The sequence below is a fragment of the Limnohabitans sp. 103DPR2 genome, from assembly GCF_001412575.1.
GTDB lineage: Bacteria > Pseudomonadota > Gammaproteobacteria > Burkholderiales > Burkholderiaceae_C > Limnohabitans_A.
In genome coordinates this window covers 1,970,605-1,983,059 of the sequence record NZ_CP011834.1, presented here as the reverse complement: position 1 = coordinate 1,983,059, position 12,455 = coordinate 1,970,605, and the positions used below count along the sequence as shown (strand labels likewise).

Here is a 12,455-nt window from a genome sequence, read left to right as displayed (position 1 = left end):
CACTAGATGTCAAGTGCCTTGAACTCTTGAAATTAGACAGCAATCTTTTGAATGACTTCTAGCTTTTGCTCGAGGGTGTAACCAACACTGCCATAAACCGCGAAGTCAGTTTGCCCACGACCGTGTCCAGTAATGCTTTCCGCTAAAGGCAATGGAATGTCATTTCTTGCTTTGAGTCTATCGATGAACGCATGCCTGAACATGTGACTGCGAAACTCAAAGGGTCGCAGATTTTTGTTCAAGATGGCTGAGCATGCACAGCCGCCAAATTCCTTTGCGTACTGAGGCAGTAACCAAGCAGATCCAAGTTGTTTGGCCCGAGTGTGCAACACCTTTGCAGCTTGCAAGGAAATACCTACAAGTGGAACTGCTCTGATGCTGGCCTTGGTTTTTCGGTCTGTGAGGCTGTTTTTCCTAACCCAAAGGTGAGGTATGTCATGCTCGAGCACAAGGTCATCTAGTCTGGCCAGTGTGGGCTCTGAAATGCGCATACCTGTATTGAGTTGGATGAGCCCGACAAGACTTGCCGGTGTATTGAGCTTCACTAATCGGTTTTTAACAAGTTCAAGTTTCTCTGGCGTGATGGGTGGGATAGGGCGAATGTTTTCCCCTTCACCCTTTATCTTCAGTCCCCTGAAGGGGCTAAGCCTGTCAATGTCCAAATGCTTGAATGCCATGTTGATCATGGCATTGAGGATGTTGTTGTGTTTGCGGATGCTATTTGGATGCAGTCCCTGAGTCAGCAGCGTGTCACGGTATTGAGTGATGTGCCAATGCTTTAGCTCGTCGAGATAGAGGTCGCCAAATATTGCGACAAACCTATTGAAGTATTGATTGGCATTGAGCTTGAACTTTCTGCGATGCGCGGAAGTGTTCTCTGCCATGTAGATTTCAAAGGCGTCGGTGAGAGTGGGACGGTGCTTGCTGTCATTCGCTTTCAAATGTTTGATGAGCAGTTCTTTGACGAAGTCTTCATCAACATCGATGCCACCAACTGAAATGCGCTTTTTGACAAGTGTGCTCAGATGGGTGTTGTGAGCAATTTGAATTTCATGTGTCATGTGTTTGATCAAAAGTTGCTGAGCCTAAGCAATCGCAACAATGAGTTCTTGTGACACAAATTTAGTTTCAGACCTCAGGATTGGACAACCGTGGTTTGGTGTCCCGATGCATTGGAAGGGCTTGGGGCAGGAAACAGGTGCGTCCAGAGTCTGGACGGTAGCAGGGCGTCCAGAGCACTTGTCGCATTAATATTTAATCAATTTCCGGATTAACTTTGACTTAAAAAAATAATATCAAAAAGAGATTTAATTAAATTAATTAAAAATCAATCCATTAATTATATTGATAATCTAAATAATGAAAAAATTGAAAGCGTCCAGAGTAATTTAATGATTAACTCGAGCGACCTTTAAATAAAGCTGTGTAATATATGTGTAATTGATATTTTACATCATTAAACCGTCATAACTTATTGTTTTTAAACGAAAAAAAGCCTCTTCAAATTTCTTGAAAAGGCTTTAATGTGGATTAACAGTCCGGCGCTCTACCGACTGAGCTATCGAGGAATATTCGGTTTGTTAGCTTAAAAGTACACAGAAATTCAGAGTCTTTACGACTAAGAGCGTCTGTGGCATTTCGCTAAGCCTCGCATTGTAGCAAAAAAAAAGCAGTTTTTCGAGGGGCGACAGTTTTTTTGGCATGAGCTCGTTTGGGCATTGAATAATCATCTGGCCAAATGCAATAAGACGAAACAAACCGTCCAGAAACTAGACACTTGTGTTGCTCTGGACAGGTAAGGGGTGTCCAGAGTCTGGACGGTAGCGATACTCTGGACGGTTGATAGCGTCAAGAATCTTGACTATAGAGCTGCAAATGGATTACGGAGTCAAGAACATATAGATCAATAGCAATATACCCAATGCTACGTCCAAGAAGCCTTAAACAGAACGATCTACCAAATTTCCAGTGCTGCCTAGCAAATCACTTGCATTCTGAAGAATCTGGCTAAGCTCATTTTTAGTCATGCCATCTTTGGAAGAATCTTCTGAATTTGTAGTTAATGATGCAATGAGCGACGTCAAATATTCGCCCACATCAATTTTAGTTGAATTTTTATCAACCATCGACGGAGGAGGCGGTTGATTACCTGCCTGGGGTCCTCCTGGAGGCATTGCCGAACCAAATGCAAGTTGCCCAACCTGCCTTGCATCGAATCCAGAAGCTGCCATCGCAGTTTCCAAGTCTTTGCCTGGCTGAACACCTAACTTTTTGAATTCTGAAGTGATCTGTTTGGCATCATTGGCTGTCAGATTTTCTGCGTCAAAATTTTTTAATACGGATTGGATGCCATTTTTTTGATCTGTTGTAAGACCTGAAGCCGATCGCGAATAAGCAGCACTCATTGCAACATTAGTTTGAATTCCACCAATAGCAGACATAAATTTCTCCAGTTAAGTGATTGATGAAATTAACAAGCAAAAAACATGTCAAGTTTGTCTTTGATGCTCAATATTTTTATCAATTTTTGTTAAGAAAGATTAAAAAATTTTTCAACAAAAAATTTTTCTAAGATTAATTATTCTTAGCATCAATCAAAACAAATAATTGGAATAAAAAGAACACATGAAAACTTCTTAACCGGCAAAAAACTACCGCTCAATTGGCAAATGACATTGATAGCGGAAGTTAATTGCCGTTGATGACATATCACCACTTTTTTTGCTCATTAACTTTCAAGCGCGCCCAATACACGCTGCTTTAGGAATCGGCAGAAGTGTTGAGAACTCCAGATGAAAAAATGTTAAAAAAGATAAATGCTATGGGTATATCACTGGCTTTTATGCAATCAAGAATTGAAATCCTTGTTTGTGGATGGTCTGAATGACAGCCATACCGTCGGCATTGGGGCCCATTTTTAAACGCAACCGATGAATGTGAACATCAATGCTTCGGTCAAACTTTTGGAGAGGTTTATGCAAAGCCTCTAATGACAATTGCGATTTGCTAACTGTTTTGCCACTGTGTTGAGTCAAAACAAAAAGCAAGTTAAATTCTGTCGCTGTAAGCTTTAAAGATTTCCCACGCCACACAACGCTGCGATTGCGAGAATTGATACAGAGATCACCAACCTCATAAATTTGAATATGATTGGAATATGAATCTATGTCAGTGACCTGTGGAGAAGAAGCGTTCAATGAATTTGTCATGACATGACTTCAGAAAATTACTGCGTTTGCGTAACTCGCACTTTCGTCAAAAATTCAAGCAACTTATCACGCCAAACTTTGTAGCCTTGATCGTTGGGATGTAGACCATCAGCAAAATATGGCGCAATTTGACGGCCATCAGCATCAATGTAATAAGGGTATAGATTTAAAAATACTACAAACTTAGAAAATTCAGGAGTTGCAACCAACGCTTGCAGACGCTGATTCACAATTAACACGAGTTCTTTGTTTTTCGAAGTGTCGTTGGTTGGTAATAAAGATTGCAAAACGATGCGAGATTTAGGCTTCAGGTCGCGCAATGCTCGCAAATTTGCCAGAATGCCTTGGTAAACGCTCTCAGCCACAGGCGACTCTACAGCCCAACTGTTGTTGATGCCAAGCATCAAAATTATAAATTCGGGGTTAAGTTCATTCGAATCTAACTGGCCCAATCCGCCTTGTGATTTTGGCAAGATGCGATACAAAACATGCTCGAGTCGATCGCCTGAAATGCCCATGTTGAACGAAAAATTTTTGTCACCTTTGACATTAAAGCTTTCGTTCCAAATCTTTCGGCCGTACTTTTGTCCGCTGACCCACGGATTGTCGTCAAACAGCCAAAAGTCAGTAATTGAATCGCCTATGAACAACAGTTTCACTTCGTTCAAGTCATTTGAATTTTGAAGAAATTGATTGATTTCTTGTTGTCTCTTTTGAAAATGCTCAACGCGTGCCGTTGGTTTCGTGGAACGGAAAGTATCGTCTGCATACGAGTGCTGCGATACAAAAAGATTCAATAATGCAATAGTCAGTGCAAAAAATAAATTTTGACTTTTCGATGCGCCTGTAGATTGAATAAGGTGGGACATAAATTTGATGTGAAATTTTGAAAAGCACGAAAAATAGAACGCAAAGAGGCTACTTTTTTTCATTATCAAGTTCAATTGTGTGCAAATTGTGAATTGAATGACCAGTATCGCATCCATGATGAAACTTCACATTCCAAACACAATCTTCGTGTTAAATAGGCAAGATGAGAATTCGCCTAGTACACAAACAAGCGCTGTTGTTAGTCTCCAGTGTGTTGATCACAGTGGTTGCCATGGGTTCTCTTACGGCTTGGAATTTGCGAGATGGTTTTTCAGAATATCTGGCAGGAAGAGATATAGAGAGACTCGAGCAATTTGCCGATTTAGTTGCCATGACTGCAGAGAAGTATGGCGGTGTCGAAAAAATGGAAGCCAGCGGTACCAATTTGCATGATTTGCTTCATGAATTCGCAAAAATACACGGTGCATCTCCTATTAGAGCCCTGAAAGATGTTCTGCCAGGAAAAGAACTCAATGCTGCCTTGGGTTTTAAACCACCTCCCAGACCGATTGACAGTATTGATGCATTCAAAGATCGGATTGCTGTCTACCACGCTGACGGACATCCCATACTTGGAACACCTGCACTTAGTCAATCCGCTCAAACAATAGACAGACCCGTCACTCTTGGTAATTCAGTTGTTGCATTTGTCCGAATGGCCAAACTAAAGCCGGTTCCAAACGAAGTTGAATACAGATTTCTTGCGATGCAATACAAAAGCACCTTAGCAGTTTCTTTTCTTCTGCTGGTGACGGCACTGATGCTTGCCCTTTGGATTTCGAAGCAATGGGTTAAGCCGTTGATAGAAATACAAGGCGCAAGTGAGCTGATAGCAAAAGGAAAATTGCAGACACGCTTAAAGACAAATCGGACCGATGAAATAGGTGATGCGATGGCCAACATTAACGCAATGGCCAGCAGCTTAGAAATACTTGAAAAAACAAAACGTCAATGGCTTGCTGATATTTCGCATGAATTGCGTACGCCACTCACAATCTTGCGTGGTGAAATTGATGGTTTGATAGAGGGTGTTATTGATTATTCACCAACGTCTATGAATTCATTGCGTGAGGAAGTATTGAAGTTAAATTCTCTGGTAAATGATCTACACCTTTTGGCGCTTTCAGACCTTCAAGTTTTGCCTTGTTATTTTGAAGAATTAAATTTAAAAAAATTAATTTCACAAATAGTTGACAGATTTCAACGTCAGGCTGCTACCAAAGATATTCATTTAAATGTGCAATTCATTGAGATTGAGGAATTGCAAGTTCGTTGGGATAGCAGAAGAATTGATCAACTTGTTGGCAACTTGATTGACAATAGTCTTCGCCACACAGACTCACCAGGTAAGGTCTTTGTCACGGTTCAATTGAAAAACCCTTTTGCTGTGTCAATTGACATCAATGATACGGCCCCTGGCGCATCTGAAAATGACTTGAAGCACCTTTTTGATCCACTTTTCCGTGCAGACACTTCACGTTCGAAGTGGACTGGTGGCAGTGGATTGGGGTTATCAATTTGTCAGCAAATTACAAATTCGCATCATGGGTTATTGAAGGCAAGTCATTCTGAATTAGGTGGTATCTCTATGCACCTTGAATTGCCAATTGATGGAGATGCTACAACATGAATATCAATGCATCTCACACAATTTTAGTTGTAGAAGATGATCAAAAAATTTCGGATCTACTGATTAATTATTTAAAGGCCAATCAATACCGCGGCATTGCTGCCTACGACGGACGCACTGCATTGCAATTTGCAAAGGATGAAACATTTGATGCCATCATTTTGGACTGGATGCTTCCCGAATTAAATGGCATTCAGCTATGTCAAGAAATACGCACTTTCAGTGACGTTCCTATTCTAATGCTGACTGCGAAAGTCGAAGAAGTTGATCGACTGTTGGGATTAGATACGGGCGCAGACGACTATGTCTGCAAACCTTTCGCGCCCCGTGAAGTGATCGCAAGAATCCGAGCCTTACTTCGCCGCTCAGAGGGGAAGCTTATAGCAAACGCTAATCCATGGTTTGTAGACGAAAACGCTTTCAGAATCCGTTTGAAAGGTGAATGGCTTCCACTGACGCGCGTTGAATTCTTGATACTTAGATTGCTGTTGAGTCGCTCTGGTCGCGTTTTTTCAAGAGATCACCTTTTGAACACCATTCACGCTACTCAAAAAGATATCAGTGACAGAGCCATTGATACCCATGTCAAAAATTTGCGCAAAAAAATTCAAAAAATTGATCCTAACTTTGATGGCATCGTTTCTGTGTATGGCGTGGGATACCGATTTGATTTGCCCTAAGAGTGTGTCAAATTTCAAGTAATTCTCAAAAAAATTTTTCAAATAAAGTAGTTAAAAATATGAAATTAATTTTGAATTTGATTGCATGCCTGTCTGTTTCTGTCTTGATCTCAGCATGTGGCGGGCAAATCGATAATCCTTCGAAATCCAATGTTCTGTCTGCTAATTCACAAAATGGTAGTGAAGGTTTGGCAGAGTTAGGGAAAATAATATTCAATGACATCAACCTTTCAGAACCACGTGGTACCGCTTGCGCTAACTGTCATCAAGATAAGTTGGGTTTTGCAGGAAACAATGGCGGAAAAAATGGAGTTGCTATCGGTAGCTTAGCCACTTCAGTCGGCTCGCGCAACGCAATGACCAACAGCTATTTAGGACTCATACCAAGTCGCCTTTCTTTTGTGACTGCCAACAATGAAACTGAAGCTGTTGGTGGATTTTTTTGGGATGGTCGTGCTGACACACCGGAATTGCAGGCACTAGGTCCTCTGCTCAATCCATTGGAGATGAACAATCAAAATTCTCAAAGTGTTGTTGCGCAAATTGCAAGCTCATCGTATTCAAATTTATTTCAACAGGTATTTGGCTCTCAGATTTTCAGTGATACGGATAAAGCTTTTAGTGCCATTGGGGTTGCTATTGCAGCGTTTGAATTAAGCAGATTGCAGCCCTATAACTCCAAATACGATGCAATGGTTCGCAAGGAGTTAAGTTTCAACCAAACAGAAACATTTGGCATGAACCTGTTCATGGACCCTCTAAAGGGAAACTGTGCTGCTTGTCACTTAATGAACCCAACAAGTGGTAACCCTAAAGACTCACCATTTTCTGAGTTTACTTACTACGCAAGCGGTATTCCGCGTAACACCGCCATTCCCAAAAGTACAGACCCTACTTTCTATGATCTTGGTCTTTGTGGGCCGGACAGAGCATTGCCAACATTGCCTTTAGATGTTGCTCCCAACATCACAATTGAGAATTTTTGCGGAAAATTTCGAATGCCAAGCTTACGTAATGTTGCAGACCGTCCTGCATACATGCACAACGGTATTTTCAAAGATTTAGAAACTGTTGTTCGTTTCTACAGCACACGAAATAGCAATCCGCATTTTTGGTATGGTCAATCAGTGAGCAATGATTTACCCTTGAAGTATTTGAAAAATATTGAAGTTGCAAAGGCTCCTTTCAATAGACCATCTGCGGCTGGTCCAGCATTGAGTGAGGATGAAATTAACGCAATCGTTGCTTTTTTGAAGACGCTGAGTGATCGCCAATGAAACTGGCAAATGATCGTTCAATGGAAATTCATATGAGTCAAGTATGAAATTGCTTGAGCTCTATCTGCTGCATCAAAAAACACTTGAAAAATACTTGCGTAGATTGATTGGCAATCGAGAAGATGCCGCAGACATTTCACAGGAGGCCTTCTTGCGTGCTTACGCGTCTGAGGTTGGTCAGGCTACGCCATTAAGTCAAGCATTAATTTACACTGTAGCTAAAAACTTAGCTTTGTCAGAGCTAAGGAAACGGACTTTTCGAGCAACTGATTCAATGGGTGATTTATCTCAATTTGAAATTTTTGATGCTGGAAATAGTCCAGAAGCGCTGATTCAGCAACAGCAAATGATTGCTGCAATTGAAATAGCGATGACACGAATGCCTCCAAAATGTTTAGAAGTTTTTCACCTTAGAAAAATTGAAGGAATTTCACATCAAGATATCGCCAAACAACTTTCAATATCTACTAAAACTGTAGAGCGGCATATTACGAGAGCATTGCAACTGTGTCAGGAAGCGTTGATTGAAAATACGACGCATAAAAATGGTCTTTCCAAAGTTGAATTTCCACAAAGGCATCAGCAATGAAAGAAAATGTTTTTTCATTTCCCATTGCCAACAGTTCTGCCAGCAAGGCACAAGAGTGGATTGTTCGAATTGATGCAGGTCCGTTAACATCGCAAGAGCGGAGTGACTTACAAGCTTGGTTAAGTGAAGACCCTCATCATGTCGAATTACTTGATACTTTGGCATTGATTTGGAGTGAGGCTGCTCGGGCCGAATTTCCTGCCCAATCATTTTTATCTTCAACTGCTCTTAATCCCCAAAAGAAGTTCATTTTTGGTCGCATATTCGAATTGGCTGACATCAGCCTAAGTTGGAAACTTTGGGTTGGTGTTTCTGCTTTCTTCGCTATGTGTTTTTTCTTTTTGCTATCAAATCAAACTTCTACATTGTCCGAGCATGTCCGACCTGTTCATTCAGAAATCATGACGTCAGTCGCCACTGAAATCGGTCAGAATCTGGAGCTGCCTCTAACTGACGGATCGCGTGTTCGACTCAATACTGCTTCAACTATTCGGGTTGAATTCACTAAGAAAAATCGCAGAATTTTGCTGGAAAGGGGTGAGGGTCTTTTTGATGTGGCAAAAGATGTCCACCGTCCATTCGAAGTTATTGCGGGTCAAACAACTGTACGTGCAGTCGGTACAAAATTCTCCGTCGTTCATTTTCCAGATGGAAGAACTGACGTTACCGTTTTCGAAGGCATTGTGGAAGTATTGACATCTCAATCTCATGTAACTTCACAGCCGCTTCGATTAGGCGTAGGTCAAACACTGACAGTTCAATCAGAACAAATTGCATTGCAACAATTGTCTATGGCTACTTTAGGAAATAAATTGGCCTGGACAGACGATCGGATTATTTTTGACAACACCTCACTTTTAGAGGCTGTGACTCAAGTCAACCGATATTCTTCTGTTCCTTTCCGCATCACTGATCAAACCTTGTTGAATTTACATATATCAGGCGCATTTTCAACGCCTGATATTCAGGTTTTTATTCGAAGCTTGGAACAAGGTTTTGGCTTGCATGTAGAGAAAACAGCTGATGCCTATCTCATTCAAAAAGAGAATTTGAAGTAAGAAAAGTTGCAATGTAGAGCGAATCAAGGGTTTCTCCCATGGGGGATATGGGGTTGTCGCGCGTCTTACTCATGACTCTTCTGCGTTTGCAGCCCTCCATGCATCGTTCTACCTAGGACCACCAATGCTTTCTTCTAAATACTTTCTACGACCTGTATCTTTTGCCGCCACTCTGTTATGCGCCAGTCTTTCACTGACCCAAACTGCCATGGCCCAATCTGCGCCTCAAATCATAGCGATTGAGATTCCATCTCAATCAGCCGAACAGGCCCTGAAAAAGTTCGCTGAAGTTACCAAGTTTCAACTGATATTTGCGCCTGAGATCGTACGTGGTTTGGTCACCAAACCAGTTTCGGGAACAATGTCGCCTAGGGACGCATTGAATCGCATGCTTGAAGGCTCAATGGTCACGATTGTTGACACTGGCAATAATGCAGCTACGCTTCGCCTCAAAATTGCTGCGTCACAAGTGGGTGACAAAAATGACACCGACGTTGTGACCGTCACAGGAATTCGTAAGGGCGTTGAAGGTGCTATATCCGTTAAAAAAATATCCGATAACATCGTTGAAGCCATAGCTGCTGAGGACATTGGAAAATTACCAGATGTCAGCATTGCTGAATCCCTTGCACGACTGCCTGGATTGTCCGCACAAAGGGTTGCAGGCAGAGCGCAGACCATCAGCATCAGAGGTTTATCGCCTGACTTTTCAACTACTTTGCTGAATGGCCGCGAACAAGTCAGTATTGGTGACAATCGCAGTGTCGAGTTTGATCAATATCCCTCCGAGCTCATGAGTGGTGTCACGATTTACAAAACCAGTGATGCTGGATTGGTGGGTCAAGGTTTATCGGGAACGATTGACATGCAAACAATTCGTCCACTGTCACTCAAAGAGCGAACTATCTCAGTCAATGCGCGCGGCGAAAATAATTCCTTGGGGACTATTGCTGACGCAAAATCCAGTGGCAAACGATTAAGTGCCAGCTATATTGATCAGTTTGCGGATGGGACTCTCGGTGTGGCTTTGGGTTATGCGCACTTGGACTCACCAATTTTGTCGCAGCAAAATGCAATGTATTTGCCTTGGTCAACTACAAGTCGACCAGGTGTTGCAACCGGTGTTACGTCCCCTAGTGGCATTGTTTCAACAGCACGTGGAGGAGCTAATTCGCGTGATGGTGTGATGGCCACATTGGAATGGCGGCCCAGCAGCACTTGGACAAGCGTTCTGGATGCCTATGCATCAAAGTTTGTTCAAACTCAGACTGACCATGTTTTGGAGTTACCTTTAACTGCGAGTGCTGCATATGCGCCGGCATTCAAATACCTTGCTACCAATGTGACTAGCGATAATGTACTGACTGGAGGGACTGTCTCAGGGACATCACCGCTTGTGAGGGGTATCTTTGCCAATCGCGAGGACACCATCAAGTCAGTAGGTTGGAACAATAAGTTCAAATTTGATGGGTGGTCCTTGCTTGCAGATTTAAATTTTTCTAAGGCACAACGTGACGAAAAGACACTCGAAAGCAATGCCATGCTTCGAGATGCAGCTGGAAAACTTTTGAGTGATACATTCAATGTGAATTGGGCTGCTGGTACGAACCCCATGATCAAACCTAGTTTGAATTATGCCGATCCAAGCAAGCTGTTCATCGGAACAACCCGATTTGGCGCTGGATATGGAACAGTCACTCATGTAGAAGATGAACTGCAAGGTTTTAAACTTGTTGCCAACACTTCGGTTCCTGATTCACTTGCAGGATTTTTTAGTGATGTAGACCTTGGTTTTAACTATTCTTCACGAACAAAGAACAAGTCACAGCCATCGGGATCAATTACTGCGCAGTCATCCATGACTGGTGGTACTTCATTGATTTCTAGCGATTTGCTAGGCAACGCCGTCGACATGAGTTTTTCAGGTTCTGGCTCAATTGCAAGCTGGAACGTGCCAAACACAACAGCGAAGTACATGAATTTTTCGCCCTCAACCAATGCTGGATCTTTTCAAGCAGGTTCAATTTGGGAGGTTAACGAGCAAATTACGGCTGCATTTGTCAAGGCAAACATTGACACTCAGTGGAACTCTGTACGAATTCGGGGCAACACCGGTGTTCAAGTTCAAACCACCGAACAATCTTCCAGTACACGTGTATGGGATTCAACTGCAGCCGCAGGAAAAAACTTTAAACCATTTTCGGATGGCGACAGTTATACAGATGTCTTGCCCAGTTTGAATGTTGTCATGGGCTTGCCAGATGATCAGATCTTAAGAATGGGTGTTGCAAAGCAAATTGCACGTCCACGAATTGATCAATTGGGTAGTGGCTCCACATTTGCATTGTCCCCATCAACTTTGATTCCCAGTGGCAGCGGAGGAAATGCCAAACTTTTACCATGGCGAGCAAATTCAATTGATGTGTCATTTGAAAAATATTTTGCCAAAAAAGCTTACATCTCAGCTGCAGCTTTTTACAAATCACTCACCAGCTATATTTACCAAATTACACAGACTGATCATGATTTTTCGAGTTTGATTGCAGGGACCAATGCATCTTCACCAATTGGAAACTACACATCCCCATTCAATGGTGAAGGTGGTAAATTGAGTGGTGTTGAGTTGACGGCTTCAATTCCGTTGAACATGGCTTCTGAAATACTGGATGGATTCGGCATCATTGCTAGCACGTCAGTCACAAACAGTTCCATCAAAATTCAAGATCCAAATAGCAGTATCGGCAGCAACTTGCCCTTGCCTGGCATGTCAAAAAATGTGTACAGTTTGACCGCTTATTATGAGAAAGAAGGGTTTTCCGCTCGTTTAAGCGAACGGAAACGGTCAGACTTTATCGGGGAAATTACGGGATTTGGTGCGGCTAGAACGCTTCGATATGTGAAGGGAGAAAGCGTTGTTGACATGCAAATTGGTTATAACTTCACTCAAGATCAACTCAAAGGTTTAGGTTTGATATTGCAGGTCAATAACTTGACAAATGCGGCCTATCAAACTTACTCTGGAACACCGGACAAAATTGTCGATTTTGCAAAATATGGTCGCACAGTGTTAATGGGTGCTAATTACAAATTCTGAAGTCATTAACTGATGCTTTAACCATCCCGATAGCCTCTTGGTACAGAG

General features: G+C 42.2%; 10 protein-coding genes. 6 read left to right on the top strand and 4 right to left on the bottom strand.

Translation table 11 applies throughout. The features are described from left to right. Window positions 1-32: 32 nt before the first annotated feature. From L103DPR2_RS09545 to L103DPR2_RS09530, 4 genes are all read right to left on the bottom strand, one after another. Window positions 33-1,061: a tyrosine-type recombinase/integrase gene (locus L103DPR2_RS09545; RefSeq protein ID WP_082466776.1), complete on the bottom strand. Its 1,029-nt coding sequence runs from the start codon at window positions 1,059-1,061 to the stop codon at window positions 33-35. Window positions 1,062-1,940: 879 nt separating this feature from the next. Further along, on the bottom strand, window positions 1,941-2,441 hold the full coding sequence (locus tag L103DPR2_RS09540; protein WP_156339885.1) for a hypothetical protein: 501 nt from the start codon (window positions 2,439-2,441) through the stop codon (window positions 1,941-1,943). 399 nt (window positions 2,442-2,840) lie between these two features. Further along, window positions 2,841-3,209, bottom strand: coding sequence for a winged helix-turn-helix domain-containing protein (locus tag L103DPR2_RS14230; protein WP_082466775.1), 369 nt, complete (start codon window positions 3,207-3,209; stop codon window positions 2,841-2,843). A gap of 17 nt (window positions 3,210-3,226) precedes the next feature. Beyond that, window positions 3,227-4,195: a GDSL-type esterase/lipase family protein gene (locus L103DPR2_RS09530; protein WP_055360877.1), complete on the bottom strand. Its 969-nt coding sequence runs from the start codon at window positions 4,193-4,195 to the stop codon at window positions 3,227-3,229. Window positions 4,196-4,311: 116 nt separating this feature from the next. Here L103DPR2_RS09530 and L103DPR2_RS09525 point away from each other — a divergent pair, with 116 nt between their 5' ends. The 6 genes from L103DPR2_RS09525 to L103DPR2_RS09500 all read left to right on the top strand — a co-directional run bounded on the left by L103DPR2_RS09525 (window position 4,312) and on the right by L103DPR2_RS09500 (window position 12,407). Continuing rightward, window positions 4,312-5,709, top strand: coding sequence for an ATP-binding protein (locus L103DPR2_RS09525; protein ID WP_197274863.1), 1,398 nt, complete (start codon window positions 4,312-4,314; stop codon window positions 5,707-5,709). Next, window positions 5,706-6,389 (top strand): response regulator, encoded by a 684-nt coding sequence (locus L103DPR2_RS09520; RefSeq protein ID WP_055360875.1) that lies wholly within the window; start codon window positions 5,706-5,708, stop codon window positions 6,387-6,389. Before L103DPR2_RS09525 ends, L103DPR2_RS09520 begins: the two co-directional genes overlap by 4 nt. A 2-nt stretch (window positions 6,390-6,391) precedes the next feature. Continuing rightward, window positions 6,392-7,666, top strand: coding sequence for a cytochrome-c peroxidase (locus tag L103DPR2_RS09515; RefSeq protein ID WP_156339884.1), 1,275 nt, complete (start codon window positions 6,392-6,394; stop codon window positions 7,664-7,666). A 43-nt stretch (window positions 7,667-7,709) separates the two neighbouring features. After that, complete coding sequence (locus tag L103DPR2_RS09510) at window positions 7,710-8,255, top strand: RNA polymerase sigma factor (RefSeq protein WP_055360873.1); 546 nt, start codon at window positions 7,710-7,712, stop codon at window positions 8,253-8,255. After that, a complete protein-coding gene (locus tag L103DPR2_RS09505) occupies window positions 8,252-9,313 on the top strand; it encodes a FecR family protein (protein WP_055360872.1) in 1,062 nt (353 codons plus the stop codon). The genes L103DPR2_RS09510 and L103DPR2_RS09505 overlap by 4 nt, the downstream gene beginning before the upstream one ends. A 124-nt stretch (window positions 9,314-9,437) precedes the next feature. Next, window positions 9,438-12,407, top strand: a complete 2,970-nt coding sequence (locus L103DPR2_RS09500) for a TonB-dependent receptor (RefSeq protein ID WP_197274862.1) — start codon at window positions 9,438-9,440, stop codon at window positions 12,405-12,407. Window positions 12,408-12,455: the final 48 nt, after the last annotated feature.

Bases quoted from the DNA above. Each gene is read 5' to 3' on its own strand.
- L103DPR2_RS09545 (WP_082466776.1), bottom strand. From the start codon at position 1,061: ATGACACATGAAATTCAAATTGCTCACAACACCCATCTGAGCACACTT.
- L103DPR2_RS09540 (WP_156339885.1), bottom strand. From the start codon at position 2,441: ATGTCTGCTATTGGTGGAATTCAAACTAATGTTGCAATGAGTGCTGCT.
- L103DPR2_RS14230 (WP_082466775.1), bottom strand. From the start codon at position 3,209: ATGACAAATTCATTGAACGCTTCTTCTCCACAGGTCACTGACATAGAT.
- L103DPR2_RS09530 (WP_055360877.1), bottom strand. From the start codon at position 4,195: ATGGATGCGATACTGGTCATTCAATTCACAATTTGCACACAATTGAAC.
- L103DPR2_RS09525 (WP_197274863.1), top strand. From the start codon at position 4,312: ATGGGTTCTCTTACGGCTTGGAATTTGCGAGATGGTTTTTCAGAATAT.
- L103DPR2_RS09520 (WP_055360875.1), top strand. From the start codon at position 5,706: ATGAATATCAATGCATCTCACACAATTTTAGTTGTAGAAGATGATCAA.
- L103DPR2_RS09510 (WP_055360873.1), top strand. From the start codon at position 7,710: ATGAAATTGCTTGAGCTCTATCTGCTGCATCAAAAAACACTTGAAAAA.
- L103DPR2_RS09505 (WP_055360872.1), top strand. From the start codon at position 8,252: ATGAAAGAAAATGTTTTTTCATTTCCCATTGCCAACAGTTCTGCCAGC.
- L103DPR2_RS09500 (WP_197274862.1), top strand. From the start codon at position 9,438: ATGCTTTCTTCTAAATACTTTCTACGACCTGTATCTTTTGCCGCCACT.